Here is an 18,674-nt window from a genome sequence, read left to right as displayed (position 1 = left end):
ATGCACGAAATCCGCCTCAACGTTCTGTCATGGAACCTGCACGCAATGACGTGGCCGTTATCCAAAGATCCCGGCGGCCGGATGGATCGGGTCAGCGCGAAAATGCGCGAACTGTCGCCGGAAATCGCGCTATTTCAGGAAGTCTGGTTCGGCTCGCAGGTCGATCGTCTCACCCGGGCGCTGCAACCCGATTGGATTCCAATCTGCATCAAGCGCCGGTGCGTCGGCCCCAAGGGCGGACTGCTCGCATTTGTCAGCGCCGCCGCGGGATGGCGCGCGCGCACAGCGCCGGAGTTTCACCCCTTCGCCGCGAGCGCGCCGGCATGGAGAGTGTGGGAGGGCGATGGACTTGGCGGGAAGGGCGTTCTGACCGTGGAGCTTGAGCGCGGCGAACAGCGCATCTGCGCTGTCAATACTCACCTCCAGGCGCAATATCGGGGGATCGACCATGCCGAAGTTCGCGAAGCGCAGCTCATCGAGCTTCGCAAGATCGTGTCGCATTCCCATCCATCGCTGCCCGCGATAGTTGCGGGAGATCTCAACACAGACTCGCGCGAGCCTCTCTATTCACACGTCGCTGCCCTCGGGACGGATCTGACTGCTGAGGCGCGCGAGCTGTGCAACCGCGGAACGACCGCGGACCCCCTTGACGGCCGCCCCGAATGGATTGACTACATCGTCGCAGCCAACTCACACCAGTGGACGGTTTTGGCCAACCTCGAGCTCATCGCGAATCAGCGGCCCGACGTCCCCTATTCCGACCACAGCGGTCTTTTCTGCACCCTCAGCCTGGCGCGGCGCCAATAGTGCGGAGCCGGCCCCTTCGCATGAACGATCGTTCAGCCTTCGTAACCCGCCCATCTCCCGATCCGTATTCAGATCAGGAGGACGCATATGAAACTCTACACAACCACGATAGCCGCGCTGTTTGGACTCCTCATGATGGCGATGCCGAGCGTTGCCGGCGCAGATGTCGTCGCTTGGCGTCCGCAGAATTTGCAACCGATGGTGATCCAGGAGACCGTCGCGCCTATGCCACTTACGACCGTGGCCTACTATCGGCCGTGGGTATGCACTGATCGCCACTTCCGCCGTCATCATCCGTGGCTCTGCCGGTAACCCGGCCACGCGATGGACGGGCGTCCGGCAAAACAGCGGCGCGGGCGGTGTCTCAACGGCATCCGCCCGTCTTCTCCTTACCCCGCTACGCGAGCCGCTCGATCTCGAACTGCGCCGCGAGCGACGTCATCATCGCCTCGACTTCGTCGCGCGAATCCGCCGAAAAGTAAATCCGCAGATGGTGCCGCGTGGGATCTTCGGTCCGCAGCGTTGCGATATTGTCGTAGGACTCGACGATCGACTTGATCAGCACGATCTGCTCAGGCGGTATCGCAATCAGCATCGAATCGATCGCCGGTGGTTTATTTTCGCTCAAACCCAACTCTCTTCCCGCGCAAGGTTTACTGCGCCCTCCGCGACCCTTACATTCTAGCCGATGACGCTGCCGCGGGTCTTGTTCGTAACCGGCAAAGGCGGCACCGGCAAGAGCACGGTCGCTGCCGCCCTTGCGATCGCGCTGTCGCACCGGCGTCCGACCACGCTCGCCGATCTCGACCGTCGCCTGTCGGCGGCCGCGGCGCTCGGCGCGATACCGGAAGTTTCGACCGCCGTCAAAATCACCGGCTCGCTCGACGTCATCACGCTCACGCCGCGCGCCGAGCTCGAAGCCTTCATCGAGCGCATCGTCCCCATTCGCGCCATCTCGCGCCGGATGCTGCGCAGCCGAACCTTCGGCTACGTAACCGCCGCGCTGCCGGGTCTCGAGGCTTTCCTGCTGCTGGAACGTCTCCGGATAATGGCGGGAGACGCGGCGCTCGAGGATCGTTATCTCGTGATCGACGCGCCCGCCTCGGGCAGCGCCGTCGAACTGCTCTCTGTCTCGTCGGGCATGAAGGGAATCGCGCCCGCCGGCACGCTGAACCGGCTTGCCGATTCAGTCCACAGATTCCTCGCCGACGCGACACGATTCGGCGCGATCGTCACATTGACGCCGGAGGACCTTGCGGTTCGCGAGGCGCTGGAAACCGCCGTGACGATGCGCGAGCGGCTCGGCATCGTCACTGTCGCAGCGATAATGAACTGCGTTCCCGATCTGCTCTTCGATGCTTCCGAACTCGCCGCGCTGGGTCCCTTCGGCGGCCACGCCCGCTTGGCCGTGCGCCGGAACGCCGCGCACGAACAGGCGGCTCTGGTCGCCCCGCGGTTCGCCGCCGCCGGCATCCCGACCTTCAGCCTCCCGATGATGTTCACGCCGGCCATGGGACCCGGTGAAGTCGAGAAACTTGGCCGCGTGCTGGATGCGGAGCTGCTCGACCGATGAAACCCAAGGCCGTACCGCTCAAGCCGTCTGCGCGTCTTAAGCAGCCCACCCATCCCGACTCGTTCGACTTGCGCTCGCCGAGCCTCGTGATCTGCCTGGGGGCCGGCGGCGTCGGCAAGACTACCATCAGCGCCGCGCTCGCCGTGCGCGCCGCCATCATCGGACGCGCCGTGGATGTGATGACCGTCGATCCCGCACCGCGCCTGCTCGACGCGCTCGGCCTTGGAGCGGATTCATCCGAGCCGGTCGAGGTCCAGCTCGAGGGCATTCGTCATGCACGCCGTGGCGGCGGGTCCGGCCGCGCGAGGCTGCGCGCGTTGCGCCTGGATCCAAAACGCACCTTCGATTCGATCGTCGCGCGTTACGCGCTGTCGGACGCGGCGCGCGACGCGATTCTTGAAAATCGAATCTATCGCAATCTCTCGGGCGCGCTTGCAGGAGTGGCGGACTACATGGCGATGGAAAAGCTGCTCGAACTGGCAGCCAATCCCTTAACCGACCTGCTGGTGCTCGACACTCCCCCCGCGGCCGAGGCGATCGACTTTCTGGACGCGCCACGGCGCCTGCTCGAACTGCTCAACTCGCGCGCCATCAGTCTGCTCGGTGCGCCCGGCGGATTGTTCAGGAGCCGGTTGCGGATGGTGGATATTGCCGCGCGCGCCGTGCTCGCGGCGTTCGATCGCGTGACCGGCCTGAATCTGCTGAGCGACGTCCAGTCCTTCGTTCGCAGTTTCGACGGCATGTACGAAGGCTTTTCCGCTCGTGCCGCGCGCGCCCAGGACAAGCTGCGCGCGCCGGACACGGCAATCGTGATCGTCACGACCGCGGAGTCGAGCCGAATCGCGCAGGCGCGCGAATTTATCGGCGCGCTCGAGCGCGCCGGCTTGCGCGTCGCCGCGATGGTCGTGAATCGTGTGATCGCGGAGCTGCCTGACGCCGCGGAACTATCGACGGCCCGGATCGCGCCGTCGCTCAAAAGAAAATTGAAGCGCAATCTCGCCGACTATGCCGCGCTTAAGACGCGCGAGGAGGTTTCGCTGAGCGTTCTGCGCAATTCGCTCCCCGGCGGTGCGGTGCTGATGGTTGCGCCTGACCTCGGCCGCGAGCCGCGCACCATCGCGGACCTCGCCGAGATCGGCAGTAGCTTGCGCGCCGGCTGATCAGCCGGGCTTCTTTGCGCGTCGAACCGCGGGTTTCGCTTTCGCGGGTTCGTCATGATCGAGAACGCGATCGAGCTTGATACTGAGGTTCAGCAGTTGCGAGCTCAGATGATCGAGCCGCGCTTTCAGGTCGCGAACGTCCCGCTTGGAAGGAATATTGACGAAGTCGAGCACCTGCTCGACGTTGCGGTCGAATGACTGCTTGTTCGCCATGAAGCGTTCACCCGCCCGCCCGAAACTGGATCGCATCCTGTCGTTTGACATGATCTCGTTGAAAAAGCCGGTGATGCCTTCTTCGCTCATCTGCCGAAGCTTGCTCATCAGGTTGTCGTCGCGGTGTGCCATGATTTTCAACTATATATAGAGTGTCGAGCCGCGCAAACCGATGAGCATTATCGCCAGCCTGCTAAGCATCGCGTCCGGATTCGCCCTGATGGGGTACCGCGAGCCGCCCGCGAATCTGATTGCAACCTCGATCGTCATCGATCTCTCGCTCGCCCCCTTAACCGCGATTATCGCATCGCGCCACGGCCGCTCGACCATTCGATGGGCCGTCGCCGGACTCGCGCTCGGCGCATGGGCGCTCGCCGCGGTTATGATTATTCCGCCGCGCCGCACCGCTCCACCGCGCCCCGACGCCCCTCAGTATCCGCCTACTTCTGATGCTGCTTGATCCACGCCGCGGCCGGCGCGAAGACTTTGCTCTCCGACTTCGTTCCGGCCAACACGTCAAGGTGGCCCCAACTATCAAGCTTTGTAAACGAGGGGTCGGGCGCGCCGGTCGATTTCGCCGCCTCTTCAACTTGACCGGGCCATTGGATCCCGAAGTTGGTGCTGGCGAACGCGATCACGGGAATTTTCGACGCCTTGAGCGCCGCGAGCAGTTCCGGGGAGAATGGATTCTCGCCGTCCTGTACCGCCGGCCAGTAGCGATCGTAGCCAATCAGCAGTTTTGCCAGCGCGACGGCGTCGGAAAAGCCGCCCTGCGGATTCGCGAGTCCGCCGTTGCCGCCGAAAAACCCGCCCGCGCCGTACACGACGTGTTCCAGGTTTTCGCGCGCAGTCTTGAACTTGGGAATCGGCGCAGGCTGATCGGGATTGTCAATCACCATCTGCATAAGCGTGTGCCGTTTGTCGTACGTCAGATGTTCGCCGCCGATGTCGTCAGCATAGTGGCCGGCCGGCGCCGGACGCATCGGATGGCGCGGGATGAATCCGTCGAGCGCAATGATTCCCGCGACACGCTCGGGATGCCTGGCGGCGTAAAGATACGCGAACTCGACGCCGCGGCTGAAGCCGGCGACGAACAGTTTGTCGCGGCCGGTTTTTTCGCTGACGAATTTCGCGGCGGCATCGATGTCCGATTCGAAAAGATCATTGGTCCAATTCGCCAGCTCGGAAAGATCGCTCTGGGGCGTCTGCGGCGGAATAAAATGCGTGCGATAGTCCATCGACCACACGTCCACGCCGTGCCCGGCCAGATAGACCTGGAACGAGTAGCGTGGATCCTCGAGCGCCACTTCGCCATTCATGTTGGTGCCGGGCAGATAGAGCACGACCGCATCGGGATGCGCCGGCGGATTCGGCCCCTTTGCGACGCGATGCAGCGCGATTTTATCGAACGGCGATTTGCCCACCGTCGATCCGAATTTCCATTCGTAAATTCCCGGCGCGCCTTTGAGTTCGCGGGCCGCGCCGACGGCGCTGAATTCGGTTTCGCCGGCTGACGGGACCGCGCCCAGCGCGACGAAAAAAAGCAGAACCGCCAACAAGCTAATGGCAATGCGCCGTCGAATCTTCATGGGCCTAATCCTCTCCACGATTTCGCGTCTTCGCACAAGTCCGCACCCGCGCCGGCTCATCGCTGGTTGACCCTTCGCGGTCCGCCGTGCGAAACAAAGTCGGCAGGTTCTCACGCCATTCACGCATGGGAGTAAATTTCAATGAGCAAGAAAGTGCAATTCGCCCTGTTCTCTCCGCAAGCCGGACAATCGTGGCATCAGCTCGAAGAGCGGGCGCATCGATGTGAGAAGCTGGGCTACCATTCGATCTGGCTGGTCGATCACATGTGGACGCGCGGGATGCCCGATCTCGACCATCATGAATGCCTGGCGTTGATGGCGGGGCTGTCGGCGAAGACCGAGAAAATCCGCATCGGCACGCTCGTGATATGCAACTCGTACCGCAATCCGGCGCTGCTGGCGAAGACGCTTGCGACGATCGATCATATCAGCAACGGCCGTCTCGAAATCGGCTACGGCGCGGGCTGGATGGACGAGGAGTACAAGGCTTACGGCTACCAGTTCCCCTCGATGGGCACGCGGCTCAAGATGTTCGAGGAAGGCCTGCACATCATGAAGGCGATGTTCACCGAGAAGCGCGCGACGTTTAAGGGGCGCCATTACTCGATAGAAGAAGCGAGCTGCAATCCCAAGCCCGTGCAGCAACCGCATCCTCCGATTACGATCGGCGGCAGCGGCGAAAAGATCATGTTGAAGCTGGTCGCCAGGTTCGCCGACCGATGGAATTGTCCGGCCGGCTATGAAAGCTTCGAGCACAAGTTCAACGTGCTCAAGCAGCACTGCAAAGACGTCGGGCGCGACGTAAACGCCATCGACGTGTCCGAGCAGTTGCTGGTGTGCATCGGCAAGACGGACGAGGAAGTCGAGCAGAAGTGGAAGATGGCGCAGATGCTCAAGCCGTTCATCACCACCGGAATCAAAGGCACGCCGAAGCAACTGGTCGAGGAACTCAGAAAACGCGTGGCGATGGGAATCACGACGTTTATGATTTTCTTCAGCGACTTCGCGCCACCGCCGACCCTCGAGTTGTTCGCGAACGAAGTGATGCCGGCATTTGCGTAAGACGATCGAAATTTGCACGCCCGCATCCCGGCGAATATCGACAGGCGGCGCGTTCATTCTTGGCCTGCTGGTCGCGGGATGCGCCGGTCAGCCGTCGTATTATTCGACGCAGCTTGACACCAGCGGCGGGCTGGGTCCGGGCGACCCGATAACTCACGCGTCGGCGACGATAGGGCACGTGACGGGAGTCTCGCCGATAAGCCACGGCGATTCGGAGATCGCGTTTGAAGTCGATGGGTCTCACGCCGCCGAAATGCACTATGATTCTATAATGACGCTGAACAGCCTCGGCGCGACGCCGTCGCTCGACGTGATGAACGTGGATGCGATGAGCCATAGCGCACCGTCGGGCACGCGGCTGGACGGCGCGTCGAGCATGAACGAGACGCAACTGTTTATCATGGCGCGCGGGCCCGGGAGTTACGCTCAGGCGCTGGGACGGGTCGTCGGTGGATCGACGGCGCCGCCGCCTTCGCCCGCGACCGTGCAGATGACGCAACTGCTGGCGCAAATTTCGCAGCAGACACTGGCGACCGCGGTTGCAATCTCGCCGCCAACTCGCGATCAGCTCGAGCAGGCCAGGCGCGAGGCGCTCGGCGTCGAAAGACAATTGATGCGCAACGGCAAGGTCGAGCAGGCGGAACGGCTGCGCGCACAGATGGGCAGCATGATGGGTGGAATCACGGCGCCGGTAAACCCGACGGCGCTTCCGGCGACCTCGCCGAATCCGTAGGGCAAGATGGAAGGTCACTAAATTGGATCAGCATCGACTGACCGAATATCTCAAACAGCGAATGCCGCATGCGCGCGAGCATCGCGTGGTGGGGCTCAAACGACTATCCGGCGGTTCGTCGCGCGAGACGTATGCCTTTGATCTGGAATGGAGCGAAGGCGGCGAGACGCGCACGCGCCCATTGATCGGGCGGCGCGATCCGACCGGCGGGTTGCTCAAAACCGAGCGCGAGCGCGAGTTCAAAGTAATCGCCGCGATGCATCGCGCGGGCCTCAAGGTTCCCGAACCCCTGTTCCTGGAGCTCGACGCCGGCGTGATGGATCGCCCGTTTTTCATCATGGATCGCGCGCCGGGGCGCACGGGCATGGGGGCGTTTCCGGCCGTAGAAGCCGAATCAACGCGTGCGAAGGTCGCAGATGACTTCCTGAGCGAGCTGGCGCGATTGCAGTCGCTCGACTACCGCGAATGCGGGCTCGACATTCTTGGGCCTCCGAAAAATCCCGAGGAGCCCGCCCGCGTTCAGGCAGCGCATTGGAGCGAAGTGTATGAACGCGATCGGATGGGCGAACACTATCCGATTCTCAGCGCGGCGCTCGCATGGCTCAAAGCCAACCCGGTCGTGACCGACCGCGTGGTGATCGTTCACGGCGATTATCGTTCTGGAAATTATCTTTACGACGACAACGGAATCATCGCGATGCTCGATTGGGAGCTGGCGCATCTGGGCGACCCGATGGAGGATCTCGGATGGGCGTCGATGATGTTCTGGGGGCGCGACGAACTGGCCGGCGGCCTGATGGAACGCGAAGCGTTCTACAGCACGTACGAGCAGAAGACCGGTCATCGCGTCGATCGGAAACGGCTGTTTTTCTACCAGGTGCTCGGCAACGCGAAGATGGCGGTGATTTGTCTGAGCGGAATCCGCGCTTTCGTCGAGGGACACACGTCCGACTCCGTGATGCCGTTTCTTGAACTGCTGCTGCCGCGGTTGTTCGAGGACCTGGCCAACCAACTTCGATTGGTCTGAGGTGGTTAGATGCTACGGCCAACGTTGAATGAAGTGATCAGCGGAATGCAGCGCACGATCATGGAGGCGCTGCTGCCTGAACTTACATCGCCCTACGCGCAAGGCCAGGCGATGTCGGCGATTCTGGTGCTCGCGCATACAGCCGCGGCGATCGAGTCGGCGCCCGCATACGACGCCGCCGAAATAAAAGACCTGCGCGCCACATTTGCCGCGCTCAAGCGGCTGGGCGACAAGCACATCTCGAAAAAAAGCGGGCTTCGCGGCGCGCTCGCTGGCGCGATTCGCGCCAGCGCGAAAAATCCGCCCGATCGGCGCGCGATGGAAGCCGCGATGGCCGCATTTGCCACCGCCGTCGCTCTTGGCGACGCCGACGAGGGCGTCACTCGACACGTCCGCGGCTACATCCGGCGCAACCTCGAGCGCTCGCGCAATCTGCTCGGCAATTCGTTGCCGACCGCCTGATTCATCAGCAGCCCGCCAATTCCGGCCGGTGCTGAAATTCTGTCGCTATCTTACGCAATAAGACGTTACCTCCGGCTCCATCGCCAGTTACCCCCAACTCGTCTAGGCCAAGACTGCTTGTTCATCAAATCAATTAGGGTAGATTAGTATGCATAAAGCTAAACTAAGCGTATGAAACATTACACTAGCTAAACATGCAGAAAAACCAATACTAAATGGCTTTGTGGCAAGCCTGCAATTTTTGTGTCGCAAGCTTGCTACAAAGAGGCAGGGGCTATATAGTCTAACCGTTGATGCAAAACTACAATAACTTCAGTGGCGGCAGAACAAAAGGATAAAACCATGAGCGTCATCACCATTGCCACGCCTGGAATGCCCGGTGGCCCATGCCGCGCGTCCTGCAATCATAGCAAGTGCCACACGTTGCGAGCGATGTCGGAGGAGCGATGCGCTCACTGCGGCGTCCGTTTTGGTTTCGGCGCCAAAATAACCGGCGAGCCTCCGATGCATCTAAGATGCGCGCAGACCATTGCCGCGCGAAGTGGAGCACCGGCAACGCATCCGATCAATGATCCCGCAGCGGGCCATCAGCCCACGGGCCATCGCGGCGACAGGCGCTAGCGCCGTCTCGTTTATATTTTTGATTTGACGCCGGCACGCTGATCGGGCGCGATCGGTGACCTGCGCTTGACACCTTTGTGTCGCGCGCGTTACCGCTCGTTTGACGCGCACGATTTCATGAAGATCGAGCGTCGCCCCGTCGCGCAGCCGAGGATTGGATCATGAATGGAGCTGAGAGCCTGATTCGCACCGCGATCGCAGCAGGGGTCGAAGTGTGTTTTGCAAATCCGGGGACAACCGAAATGCCGCTGGTGGCGGCGCTCGACTCCGCCGACGGGCTGCGGCCGATTCTCGGATTGTTCGAGGGCGTTTGCACCGGCGCCGCCGACGGCTACGGACGGATGGCGGAGAAGCCTGCCTTGACGCTGCTTCATCTTGGGCCCGGTTTCGCCAACGGCATCGCGAATCTCCACAACGCGCGGCGCGCCCGCTCGCCGATCGTGAATTTGATCGGCGACCATGCGACGTGGCACGTCGGCGCCGACGCACCGCTCACTTCCGACATCATTTCGCTCGCGACTCCCGTTTCGGGATGGATACGAAGCGTCCGCAATTCAGCATCACTCGCGGACGCGACCGCGGATGCGATTGCGGCGGCCGGCCGCGCGCCGGGGCAAATCGCGACGTTGATCATCCCGTCGGATTGCCAGTGGGGTCCCGCCGAGAGCCACGCTGCGCCAATCGAGCCGCCGGCGCCGCCGGCGGTGTCCTCTGATGCGGTCAAGCGGGCGGCCGAATCGATGCGCAAGGGCGATCGAGTCGCGCTTTTTCTCGGCGGCATCGCGCTTCGAGCACGCGGCCTGAAGGCGGCGGCGCGCATCGCCGCGAAATCGGGATGTCATCTGATCTGCGAAACTTTTCCCGCTCGACTCGAACGCGGCGCCGGTACCCCAACCGTAGATCGCCTGCCCTACTTTCCTGAACAAGCGATCGAGATGTTGAAGGCGTTCGACTCGATTGTCATCGCCGGCGCGAAAAAGCCCGTCGCGTTTTTTGGCTACCCCGATTTCCCAAGCCAGTTGATTCCTGAAGGCATCGACGCCGCGATTCTGGCCGAGCCGACCGATGACGTCCCGGCCGCTCTGGAAGCGCTCGCAAGCGAAATCGGGGCGCCGGTTTCGGCCGCGACGCCGGCGAGAATATCGCGCCCCGAACGTCCCGTCGGAAAACTCGACGCGATGACCGCGGGCGCCGCGATTGCGGCGGTGATGCCCGAGGGTGCGATCGTGATGGACGAAGCTGCCACCACCGGCCTGCTATTCCTGGCCGCGTCGGCGGCTGCGCCGCCGCATACATATCTTTCGCTCACGGGCGGCGCGATCGGGCAAGGATTGCCGTGCGCAACCGGCGCGGCCGTCGCGTGTCCCGATCGGCGCGTGATCGCTTTTCAGGCCGATGGCAGCGCGATGTACACGCTGCAGGCGCTGTGGACGCAGGCCCGCGAATCACTCAACGTCACGACGGTGCTGTGCAACAACCGCAGCTACCGAATTCTGCAGATTGAACTTGCGCGCGCGGGCGTGACCAGCCCCGGCCGTAAAGCGCGCTCGCTCACCGAGCTTTCCAATCCCGATATCGACTGGACCAGTCTGGCGCGGGGAATGGGTGTGGCGGGCGTGCGCGTCGATACGGCGGAGGCGCTCACGCGTGAACTGGAACGCTCGCTTGCGACGCCGGGTCCGACTCTGATCGAGATGATTCTCTAGACCAGCGCCCTACTCCTCACTCGCGTCCCAATAGTTCGAGAGCTTTCCCCAGGTCGGCAATCGTCGCAATCAGGCGATGATGCTCGATGCGGCTGCCGACGCCGATAAAATGCATGCCCGCGCTCTCGGCCGCCTCGCGATCTATCCCGCTGTCGCCCACGTACACGGCCCGCGTCGCATCGACACCCGCGCGTTGCAGGCACAGGCGCAGGATGTCGGGCGCTGGCTTGGGGCGAACCTTGTCGAGTGCGCTGGCAACCGCGTCGAATACACCGCCAAGACCAAGATGCTCGACCAACGCGGGCACCGTCGCCGATCGATTGGTCGCCAGCCCGAGCTTGTAGCGCCGCTTGAGGTCGAGCATGAACGGGCGCAACTCAATCGGTGGCCGCAGCATCTTGAAAAACGGCGTCTGATCCATATTGCGGGTCAAATCGTGCATCCTGCCAAGCTTGGCCGCGTCGCCACGCGCGCGCGCCGCAAACACCTCGCTCGCGGCGAACGAAATCGCCTCGATTTCCTCATCACGGTCCATTGGTACTTCGCCGACCCTCGCGAAAATCCAGTTGTAGTAGGCAACGTTCGATTCTTCGGAATCGAACAGCACGCCGTCCGCGTCGAACATCACCAATTCAATCATGTTGAACGAATATTGTGCGCGGCTGATGCGCGCGGCGCTAGACCGCCAAGCGCGCGAGTGACAGTCAGCGCACGGCGCGCTTGCGATCGGCCCGCTCGGCCCGCCGCGCGTGCGCAGGCGCCGGTCGGCGCGGAACCGCTACGACTTCGCGCGCCGCGAGATGCCCCCCGCAATGAGAACAGACCATGTCCGGCGCCATCTTCGCGCCGCAGACGCGATGTATCAGCGTCATCGGCGGCCCTGATTCGTCACTGAGCCACGTGTCGCCCCATCGCATCATTGCGATCAACACGGGATAGAGTTCGAGTCCCTTCCTGGTCAGCCGATACTCGACCCGGCCGTTGTCGCCCTCACTGCGCGTGCGATCGAGGATTCCGTCTCGCACCAGGTCACGCAGCCTCGAGCTTAAGATGTTGCGCGCGATTCCGGTCCCCTGCTGAAACTCGTCAAACCGATGGCGTCCGAGAAACGCCTCGCGCACTATCAGCATCGTCCACCGCTCGCCGATCACCGCCAGCGTTCGCGCCACCGAGCAGTTCATCTCCTTGACCGAATCCCATCGCATGGGCGTCTTGTCACTCCCCTCCCCGAGTTGAATTTCGTGTGCCGCGACGTTCCCCAACTCCGCTGCTTGGCGAAATCATCGTTGCACTTTGAAACTTACTTTGCCACCGGCCGCCAGGGCATTTGCCGATTCCGATCCGGCGCTCGCCCGCGTATCCAGGAAGCAAGGGATCGCGACTGACTGACGCAAGAATTGTTCGCGTTGACATCCGGTGGATGGCGCGATAGCTGGAAATTGAAGCGCGACGCGGCCCGGCGACCGATCGCGTCGCGCTCGGTGAAAGGAATGGCGCCTGCGAATGCCGGTGGTTCAAGTTCTGAGTTCAACGATGGATGCCACGCGTAACAACGTTACGCAAGACTTCCTGCGCTGAAAGGCGGGCGCGCAGCGATGGATTTCGCCGAACTCGCCGCGCTGGCCTCAGGTCACGCCGAAGCGCGCGCCATCCAGACCGCGCTCAAGCTGGGAATTTTCGACATCCTCGAGTCCGCGCCGCTCGACGACGCCGCTCTCGCCGCCGCCATCTCCGCCAATCGCCGCGCGACGGCTCTGATAGCCAACGCGATGGTGGCGCTCGGCTTGCTCGCCAAACGCGCCAATCGCTACGCGCTCACTGATACGTCGCGGCGCTACCTGCTCCGCTCATCCGCCGAATACCTTGGCGGCTTGATCCTGTTCGACGAAGCGATCTTTGAAACTTGGACGCATCTCGAACAAACCATTCGCACCGGCGTTCCCGCGCGCCCGACTGACATGTTTCAAAGCCGTCCCGAGGAGACCGAACGATTCATCCGCGCCATGGATAGCCTCACTCGCGCCCGCGGCGATCCGGCTTATGTCGCCGATCGGGTCGATCTCAGCCGCGTCTCGATGGTCGCCGACATCGGCGGCGGGCCGGGGACGTACGCCGCGGCGATGCTGCACCGATGGCCCCATCTGCGCGCTGCGATTTACGATCTGCCTGCCACTCTCGAAGTTGCGCGCAGAATCCTCGCCGAGCGCGAGCCCGCGGCGTTGGCGCGAATCGATATGGTCCGCGTCGATTACCTGTATGATGAGATTCCGGGCCCATGCGGAGCCCTGTTCATGTCGAATATAATTCACAATGAAGATGAAATGGCCAACGCTCAACTGTTCCGCAAATGCTTTCGCGCGCTCGAACCGGGCGGCATGATGATCATCAAGGATCACATCATGAATGCCGACCTCACCGAGCCGAGGGCGGGCGCGATTTTCGCCCTATACCTGTTGCTGGCCACGCGCGGGCGCGATTATTCATTCGAAGAAGTCTCCCGATGGCTCGGCGACGCCGGCTTCGTCGATATCAACCACCAGGCGCTGCCAAGCCCTCCGTTCACCTCTTCGATGGTGATCGCGCGCAAGCCGCGAACCATTGAAAAAGTTGGGAAAGCGAAAAAGTGAGCAACTTCATCGTGCGCAGGATCGCGTCCATCGCGATCGTAATCGCGCTCGCGGCTGCGTGCTCGGGATGCGCGGCGGGCGCCGCCAGCATGGTGAGCACGGTTGTCCCGATGGTCGCCGCCGGCAGTGCCCAGGTCATCGGCTCCCAGGTTGCGATGAGAGAGTCCGGCGGCACCGGAGCTTCCAAAGACGACAACGCCGACAAATGCGATCAACTGCTGCGCGTTCCGCCCGGCGTCGAGGAAGTCCGCAAGAACAAAGACGGGTTCATCGAGTCACGCCAGTGGAAGGTTTCTGAAAACTCCGGCGGTACGGCCTGGATGTTCGTTCGCACCAAAGAAGCGCCCAAGGACGGCTGGCAGCCCAAACCCGACATCGCCAAGCTGCTCTTCAATCCGCCGCTCTATCAGGTGCTCGAGCCCGACAAGCCGGAATATCTCGCCTACGCTCCCGCCGACGTTGTTAACGTTTCCGACAGCGAGCAGTTTGACTCGATGACCGGGGCGTTCGGCTCCGGCATCGGAACGTTCAAGTGGCGCGATCGTTCCTACAGTTACGTGCTGGTCAAGGAACTTCCCTGCTTCAAACCAGCGCCGGAGAAGTGAATTCGATTTCGTTCCATCCGTCGCGCCCGATGCGATCCCGGCTACGAGTGATCGCCGCCGTTGCCCTGTTTTCGCTGGCGCTGTTTGCCGCGAGGTCGTACTCTCTGGACATGAACGCCGCGCCCGGCCATTCGCATCCGCGTCTCGAGCCCGCGTCGTGGCGCGACAACTCGCTCACGATCGCAAACCTTGGCCACGCCGCCCTGCTCATGAATTTTTTCGGCACGCGCGTACTTTCCGACCCAACCCTGTTCTCGCGCGTCGGCATGTCGATCGACTCGATCCTCACGATCGGACCAAAACGATTCGTCGATCCTCCGTTGACTCCCGCGCAATTGCAGCACATCGACCTCATTCTGATCACGCACGCACACATGGATCATCTCGACCTGCCGTCGCTCGAGGCTCTGCCCAAGAGCGCGGTCGTGGTCGCATGCGATCAGTGCGCGAAGCTGATCGCGCCGCTCGGCTTCAACGATGTCCGCGAACTCAAGTGGGGCGAGACGACCATTGTCAAAGGACTCACCATCCGCGCGATGGGCGCGCGGCACTGGGGTCGGCGATGGCCTCCGTTCGGCGAAGGCTACGGCTTCAACAGTTACGTGCTGGAAAAAAACGGCCGCCGGATGCTGCTCGCCTGCGACAGCGCCCAGACCGATCTCTTCGCGAGCCTCGCATCGACGCCGCCCGACGTGGCGGCCTTCTCGATCGGCGCCTACGACCCGTGGATCTACAATCATGCAAACCCCGAACAGGTCTGGGCGATGTTCCAGCAGACGCGCGCCCGCTACCTCATTCCCATTCACTGGGGCACGTTCAGGCTGTCGAAGGAGCCGATGCAAGAACCGCTGCAACGACTAATCGCCGCCGCCGGCAGCCAGCAGGATCGAATCGTGATACGTCAAATCGGCGCAACCTGGACTATGCCCGCCTCGATCGAGATGCATCGGGCGGCCGGCCGCTGAAGGATTGTTCATAGCCGAGTGCGGCGGGACTATTCAAGAATAAAACTGTGTGTTAGCTTTTTAACTGCGAACGGTTCATGGCTGATAGCGGGGAGGAAGGTCGTTGATTGCGAAGCCTGAACTGGCGCCCTTTGCGTCCGATCTCGATGAGGGTGCTCCATTCCTCAAATGGGCAGGAGGCAAGACGCAACTCCTGTCTCAACTTGAGAGATTCCTGCCTGACGACTTCAACGCCTACGCAGAGCCGTTCGTCGGAAGCGGCGCACTCTTCTTTCATCTCCGTAGGACGCGCGGTTTTTTCCCCGCCATTCTCGCTGATTCCAACCCGGAACTAGTGAATGCCTATATCATCGTGCGAGATAAGTTGGAGCAACTGCTCCCGTTACTACAGGAGCACCAGCAATCGCACGGAAAGGAGCACTATTACCACGTTCGGCAACAGAAGCCCGGGGAATTGGGAGATGTCGAACGCGCTGCCCGTCTGATTTATCTCAACAAAACGTGTTTCAATGGCTTGTATCGGGTTAATTCGGAAGGTCAGTTCAACGTCCCGATCGGTTCGTATGTAAAGCCCCGGATCTTTGACGAAGAGAGCCTTCGCGCTGCGAGCGATTCGCTGCAACAGACAACTTTTCTTCAGTGCGACTTTGCTGAAATCGAAAGCCATGTCTCGTCGGCCGATTTTGTCTATTTCGATCCTCCGTATTACCCAGTGTCCGGAACTGCCAGCTTTACCGGCTACGCCATGCGCAATCCTATGTCTCAGCGCACCAGAGGAAATGTCTTTGGAGTAGATGATCAGCAGAGGCTCTCGGTCACCTTCGCGAAACTTGCCGCCAGAGGAAGCTCCGTGATGCTGAGCAACAGCGATACGCGTCGAATCCGCGTGCTGTATCGAGACTTCCAAATCGAAAAAGTCAAAGCGCGCCGCGCCATAAATTGCAACGGTGCGAAGAGAGGGGTCGTAGACGAAGTTGTAATCCTCAGCAAACAATAGCCAATAGGATCCAACCGTATGAAGATTTCATCGCTTGACGTGCCGCAGGCCGACACCCTTGATCTGGTCGTCAAGCTCCTCGCAGTACTGTGGAATGACGAATCGCAGAACAAAGAGAAAATTGCGAAAGAGTTAGGAATTGTCCGGCGCCAAGTCGATTACTACGAGCATGCCGCAAGAATACTCGGTCTAGCTGTGATAGGCGGTGGAACAGTCCAGTTTACAGACGCGGGAAAGGCCTTGATGGAAGCGACCCGTGTGCAGGACCGCAGACGACTCCTGAAAGAGGCTGTGTTGAACACGCCAATCATTAGGTCGCTATTGCGTGATCGACGCCCTGAGGAACTTAGCCAAGTGGTTGTATCGCAATTTCTGCGAGAGAAGTCGACGTCATCTGGAGCGACCATTCCGCGAAGAGCTCGGACGATACGTACTTGGATAAGAGATGTTTCAGATTTTGATCCACTGGATCCGTCATCTCTCGCTAGAAAGGCCGCTGCAGATGCAAATGAAGAATACGCGGCTTATCGCGGACGAGAGGAAGGACCCATACATAGAGGCCTCAAAATGGCCATCTCTCAAGATCCATTGCGTCACTTGGGCGAACGCTTGACCCTGATTCAGGTCGAGTATCCTTTTCCGACCAATGATAGAGCGGACGTTTTGTTTCTAGATGAGAAGAAACGATTCTATGTCGTGGAAGTAGAGGTCGACGTTGGACCCCACGATTTGCCAGGCCTTCTTCAGGCTGTCAAATACAAACATATGCTAGCTGTAATTCATGGCCTGTCGGCGGACGCGGTAAGAGGCGTGCTGGTTGCACGCAATATCGACCCAGCCATCGAGTTGCGCGCCAACCTCTATGATATCGAATGTAAGCGCGTTCCCACCATCATCTAAGCGAATCGGCACTCTCACCACCTATCGTCAGACACGCTTGCGCTTCTTGGCAAGATAATCGACCAGCATGTATTCGCCGAGACGGTCGGGACGGGTGAACAGCGCGCGGCCTCGATTGATCTGCGTCATCTTGTCCACGAATGCGCGCAGACTCGGCGAATCGTCAAGCATGAACGTGTTGATCGTGATTCCCTGGCGCGTGATCCGCTCGACTTCCTTCAGCGTCTCCTGCGCGGCGCGCATGCTGATGCCGCCGAACGACAGCGGCCATTCGCAGTACAGCCGCTTGTTCAGGAAGTACGCGGTCGGCTGCCCGTCGGTGATCACGATGATGTGCTGATTGCGTGACGGATGGCGCCCCAGCAAATCCGAAGCGAGCCGCAACCCGTCCTGCAGGTTGGTGAACGGATCGCCCATGTTCCACGACGCTTCGGCCAGATCCTTGAGCTTCAACTCAACCGCGCGCGTATAAAAACCGACGATCGCAAAAAAGTCGCGCGGGAACTTCGAACGAATCAGCGTCTCCATCGCCATCGCGACTTTCTTCGCCGCCGCAAATCGCCCTTCCCAGCTCATCGACCACGACATGTCCAGACACAGCACCGTCGACGAGGAACTGGCGTAATCGCTTTCGTAAATCTCGAAATCTTCCGGCCGCAGCTCCAGCGGAACGCCCGCCTTGCGCGCCAGCGCATGCTTCAGCGTCGCGACCAGGTTCAGATTCAGCGGATCGCCGAACGCGTACGGCTTGGTCTGCTCCGGACGCATCTCGGTGACGCCGCGATGGTCGGTCAGGTGGCCGCCCGAACGGTCCTTCAACAGGTTCTGGTAAATGTCGCGCAGCGCCAGTTGCCCGATTCGCCGCACGCCCCTGGGCGAGAGCTGGAAATGATCGCCCTTCGGCGCCATGTAGCCCGACTGCGTCAGCAGCACCATCACCTGCCTGAGATTTTGAAAATCTTTGCCGGCCTGCTGGCCTAAAATCTGCTGCAGGTCTTCCATCGAGATCGTGTCGAAGTTGCCCGACATCAGGTCCTGTTCGAGCTGGCGCATCCGCTCCATTTCGCGCATCAACCGGAGCGCGTCGTCATAGCCGAGACTCTTCGGACCGTGGAACATGTGCTGATTGCGATCGCGGAAATTCTCGAGGTCGCGGATATTTTCATATTCCTCGAGCAGCGCGTCGAAGTCCGCCTTCGCCTGCGCGTCCTCGAATTCGTGGCTCTCCAGCTTGCGCATCGCCTCCGACAGCCGCCGCGGCATGCGCGACAACTCGCGCTGTTTTTCCTCGACGCCGGGCTTTTGCCCTTTGAGCGATTCCAGCTTGGCCCGCTCGCGATTCAAAATGTCCTCGAGCTTCTGCTCCATCTCGGAGAGCGCGTTCTTCAGGTTGAAGTCGCGATAGCGCTGGCGCATCTCCTGCCGCAGTTGCTCGATAAACTCCTCCAGCCCCATCACCCGCACGCCGTCAAATTCCATTCCCTGCCGCATCATCCAGTCCATCGCCTGGCGCACGTCGTCGGTGAACGACAGATACTCCGCCAGCTTCTCGAACACCTTGTCGGCGTCGAGCTTGAGCCGCTGCGTCCCGTCCCACTGCGTGTAGCGGGTGCTGACCGTGCTCAAT

At 61.2% G+C, this 18,674-nt stretch carries 21 protein-coding genes; 15 read left to right on the top strand and 6 right to left on the bottom strand.

All coding sequences use genetic code 11. The features are described from left to right. Nucleotides 1-807 (top strand): endonuclease/exonuclease/phosphatase family protein, encoded by an 807-nt coding sequence (locus tag ABR989_RS01985; protein WP_428125395.1) that lies wholly within the window; start codon nt 1-3, stop codon nt 805-807. Nucleotides 808-894: 87 nt separating this feature from the next. Beyond that, the gene (locus ABR989_RS01980; protein ID WP_428125394.1) at nt 895-1,119 is read left to right on the top strand and encodes a hypothetical protein; all 225 of its coding nucleotides are present in this window, start codon (nt 895-897) and stop codon (nt 1,117-1,119) included. A gap of 85 nt (nt 1,120-1,204) precedes the next feature. On the opposite strand, the gene ABR989_RS01975 is transcribed toward ABR989_RS01980, so the two are convergent. After that, nucleotides 1,205-1,435: a DUF4911 domain-containing protein gene (locus tag ABR989_RS01975; protein WP_428125393.1), complete on the bottom strand. Its 231-nt coding sequence runs from the start codon at nt 1,433-1,435 to the stop codon at nt 1,205-1,207. A gap of 60 nt (nt 1,436-1,495) precedes the next feature. On the opposite strand from ABR989_RS01975, the gene ABR989_RS01970 reads away from it, so the two are divergent. Next, nucleotides 1,496-2,380, top strand: a complete 885-nt coding sequence (locus ABR989_RS01970; protein ID WP_428125392.1) for an ArsA family ATPase — start codon at nt 1,496-1,498, stop codon at nt 2,378-2,380. Continuing rightward, nucleotides 2,377-3,540, top strand: a complete 1,164-nt coding sequence (locus ABR989_RS01965) for an ArsA family ATPase (protein ID WP_428125391.1) — start codon at nt 2,377-2,379, stop codon at nt 3,538-3,540. Before ABR989_RS01970 ends, ABR989_RS01965 begins: the two co-directional genes overlap by 4 nt. Here ABR989_RS01965 and ABR989_RS01960 read toward each other — a convergent pair whose 3' ends face one another. Next, on the bottom strand, nt 3,541-3,885 hold the full coding sequence (locus ABR989_RS01960) for a hypothetical protein (protein WP_428125390.1): 345 nt from the start codon (nt 3,883-3,885) through the stop codon (nt 3,541-3,543). 40 nt (nt 3,886-3,925) lie between these two features. Between ABR989_RS01960 and ABR989_RS01955 the strand changes: the two genes are divergently transcribed. Beyond that, a complete protein-coding gene (locus ABR989_RS01955; protein ID WP_428125389.1) occupies nt 3,926-4,213 on the top strand; it encodes a hypothetical protein in 288 nt (95 codons plus the stop codon). Here ABR989_RS01955 and ABR989_RS01950 read toward each other — a convergent pair. Beyond that, complete coding sequence (locus tag ABR989_RS01950) at nt 4,194-5,342, bottom strand: alpha/beta hydrolase (RefSeq protein ID WP_428125388.1); 1,149 nt, start codon at nt 5,340-5,342, stop codon at nt 4,194-4,196. The two genes, ABR989_RS01955 and ABR989_RS01950, sit on opposite strands and share 20 nt — an antisense overlap. A gap of 141 nt (nt 5,343-5,483) precedes the next feature. On the opposite strand from ABR989_RS01950, the gene ABR989_RS01945 reads away from it, so the two are divergent. The 5 genes from ABR989_RS01945 to ABR989_RS01925 all read left to right on the top strand — a co-directional run bounded on the left by ABR989_RS01945 (nt 5,484) and on the right by ABR989_RS01925 (nt 10,953). Continuing rightward, the gene (locus ABR989_RS01945; protein ID WP_428125387.1) at nt 5,484-6,404 is read left to right on the top strand and encodes a TIGR03560 family F420-dependent LLM class oxidoreductase; all 921 of its coding nucleotides are present in this window, start codon (nt 5,484-5,486) and stop codon (nt 6,402-6,404) included. Next, on the top strand, nt 6,397-7,137 hold the full coding sequence (locus ABR989_RS01940) for an MlaD family protein (protein WP_428125386.1): 741 nt from the start codon (nt 6,397-6,399) through the stop codon (nt 7,135-7,137). The genes ABR989_RS01945 and ABR989_RS01940 overlap by 8 nt, the downstream gene beginning before the upstream one ends. A 22-nt stretch (nt 7,138-7,159) precedes the next feature. After that, a complete protein-coding gene (locus ABR989_RS01935; RefSeq protein WP_428125385.1) occupies nt 7,160-8,164 on the top strand; it encodes a phosphotransferase family protein in 1,005 nt (334 codons plus the stop codon). A gap of 9 nt (nt 8,165-8,173) precedes the next feature. Next, on the top strand, nt 8,174-8,626 hold the full coding sequence (locus ABR989_RS01930) for a hypothetical protein (RefSeq protein ID WP_428125384.1): 453 nt from the start codon (nt 8,174-8,176) through the stop codon (nt 8,624-8,626). A 782-nt stretch (nt 8,627-9,408) separates the two neighbouring features. After that, entirely contained in the window at nt 9,409-10,953 is a 1,545-nt protein-coding gene (locus ABR989_RS01925; protein ID WP_428125383.1) for an acetolactate synthase large subunit, read from the top strand. Nucleotides 10,954-10,969: 16 nt separating this feature from the next. Here ABR989_RS01925 and ABR989_RS01920 read toward each other — a convergent pair whose 3' ends face one another. Beyond that, entirely contained in the window at nt 10,970-11,593 is a 624-nt protein-coding gene (locus tag ABR989_RS01920; protein ID WP_428125382.1) for an HAD family hydrolase, read from the bottom strand. Nucleotides 11,594-11,657: 64 nt separating this feature from the next. Next, nucleotides 11,658-12,158, bottom strand: a complete 501-nt coding sequence (locus ABR989_RS01915) for a winged helix-turn-helix transcriptional regulator (RefSeq protein ID WP_428125381.1) — start codon at nt 12,156-12,158, stop codon at nt 11,658-11,660. 390 nt (nt 12,159-12,548) lie between these two features. On the opposite strand from ABR989_RS01915, the gene ABR989_RS01910 reads away from it, so the two are divergent. The 5 genes from ABR989_RS01910 to ABR989_RS01890 all read left to right on the top strand — a co-directional run bounded on the left by ABR989_RS01910 (nt 12,549) and on the right by ABR989_RS01890 (nt 17,047). After that, a complete protein-coding gene (locus ABR989_RS01910) occupies nt 12,549-13,580 on the top strand; it encodes a methyltransferase (RefSeq protein ID WP_428125380.1) in 1,032 nt (343 codons plus the stop codon). Further along, complete coding sequence (locus ABR989_RS01905; RefSeq protein ID WP_428125379.1) at nt 13,577-14,185, top strand: hypothetical protein; 609 nt, start codon at nt 13,577-13,579, stop codon at nt 14,183-14,185. Before ABR989_RS01910 ends, ABR989_RS01905 begins: the two co-directional genes overlap by 4 nt. Next, on the top strand, nt 14,182-15,150 hold the full coding sequence (locus ABR989_RS01900) for an MBL fold metallo-hydrolase (RefSeq protein WP_428125378.1): 969 nt from the start codon (nt 14,182-14,184) through the stop codon (nt 15,148-15,150). Before ABR989_RS01905 ends, ABR989_RS01900 begins: the two co-directional genes overlap by 4 nt. 103 nt (nt 15,151-15,253) lie before the next feature. Beyond that, nucleotides 15,254-16,147 carry a DNA adenine methylase gene (locus ABR989_RS01895; RefSeq protein ID WP_428125377.1) on the top strand — a complete coding sequence of 298 codons (894 nt, stop codon included), beginning with the start codon at nt 15,254-15,256 and terminating at the stop codon, nt 16,145-16,147. Nucleotides 16,148-16,165: 18 nt separating this feature from the next. After that, the gene (locus tag ABR989_RS01890) at nt 16,166-17,047 is read left to right on the top strand and encodes a DUF7226 domain-containing protein (protein WP_428125376.1); all 882 of its coding nucleotides are present in this window, start codon (nt 16,166-16,168) and stop codon (nt 17,045-17,047) included. A 27-nt stretch (nt 17,048-17,074) separates the two neighbouring features. Here ABR989_RS01890 and ABR989_RS01885 read toward each other — a convergent pair whose 3' ends face one another. Continuing rightward, complete coding sequence (locus tag ABR989_RS01885; protein WP_428125375.1) at nt 17,075-18,673, bottom strand: VWA domain-containing protein; 1,599 nt, start codon at nt 18,671-18,673, stop codon at nt 17,075-17,077. Between the last annotated feature and the right edge of the window lies 1 nt (nt 18,674).

It is taken from the genome of Binatus soli (SeqCode), assembly GCF_050015535.1.
Lineage (GTDB): Bacteria > Desulfobacterota > Binatia > Binatales > Binataceae > Binatus > Binatus soli.
This window is presented reverse-complemented; position numbering and strand designations above follow the sequence as displayed.

Excerpts from the sequence above, each read along its gene's own strand:
- ABR989_RS01925 (WP_428125383.1), top strand. The coding sequence starts at position 9,409 with ATGAATGGAGCTGAGAGCCTGATTCGCACCGCGATCGCAGCAGGGGTC.
- ABR989_RS01920 (WP_428125382.1), bottom strand. The coding sequence starts at position 11,593 with ATGATTGAATTGGTGATGTTCGACGCGGACGGCGTGCTGTTCGATTCC.
- ABR989_RS01970 (WP_428125392.1), top strand. The coding sequence starts at position 1,496 with ATGACGCTGCCGCGGGTCTTGTTCGTAACCGGCAAAGGCGGCACCGGC.
- ABR989_RS01965 (WP_428125391.1), top strand. The coding sequence starts at position 2,377 with ATGAAACCCAAGGCCGTACCGCTCAAGCCGTCTGCGCGTCTTAAGCAG.
- ABR989_RS01915 (WP_428125381.1), bottom strand. The coding sequence starts at position 12,158 with ATGCGATGGGATTCGGTCAAGGAGATGAACTGCTCGGTGGCGCGAACG.
- ABR989_RS01930 (WP_428125384.1), top strand. The coding sequence starts at position 8,174 with ATGCTACGGCCAACGTTGAATGAAGTGATCAGCGGAATGCAGCGCACG.
- ABR989_RS01985 (WP_428125395.1), top strand. The coding sequence starts at position 1 with ATGCACGAAATCCGCCTCAACGTTCTGTCATGGAACCTGCACGCAATG.
- ABR989_RS01910 (WP_428125380.1), top strand. The coding sequence starts at position 12,549 with ATGGATTTCGCCGAACTCGCCGCGCTGGCCTCAGGTCACGCCGAAGCG.
- ABR989_RS01955 (WP_428125389.1), top strand. The coding sequence starts at position 3,926 with ATGAGCATTATCGCCAGCCTGCTAAGCATCGCGTCCGGATTCGCCCTG.
- ABR989_RS01945 (WP_428125387.1), top strand. The coding sequence starts at position 5,484 with ATGAGCAAGAAAGTGCAATTCGCCCTGTTCTCTCCGCAAGCCGGACAA.
- ABR989_RS01980 (WP_428125394.1), top strand. The coding sequence starts at position 895 with ATGAAACTCTACACAACCACGATAGCCGCGCTGTTTGGACTCCTCATG.
- ABR989_RS01950 (WP_428125388.1), bottom strand. The coding sequence starts at position 5,342 with ATGAAGATTCGACGGCGCATTGCCATTAGCTTGTTGGCGGTTCTGCTT.
- ABR989_RS01960 (WP_428125390.1), bottom strand. The coding sequence starts at position 3,885 with ATGGCACACCGCGACGACAACCTGATGAGCAAGCTTCGGCAGATGAGC.
- ABR989_RS01890 (WP_428125376.1), top strand. The coding sequence starts at position 16,166 with ATGAAGATTTCATCGCTTGACGTGCCGCAGGCCGACACCCTTGATCTG.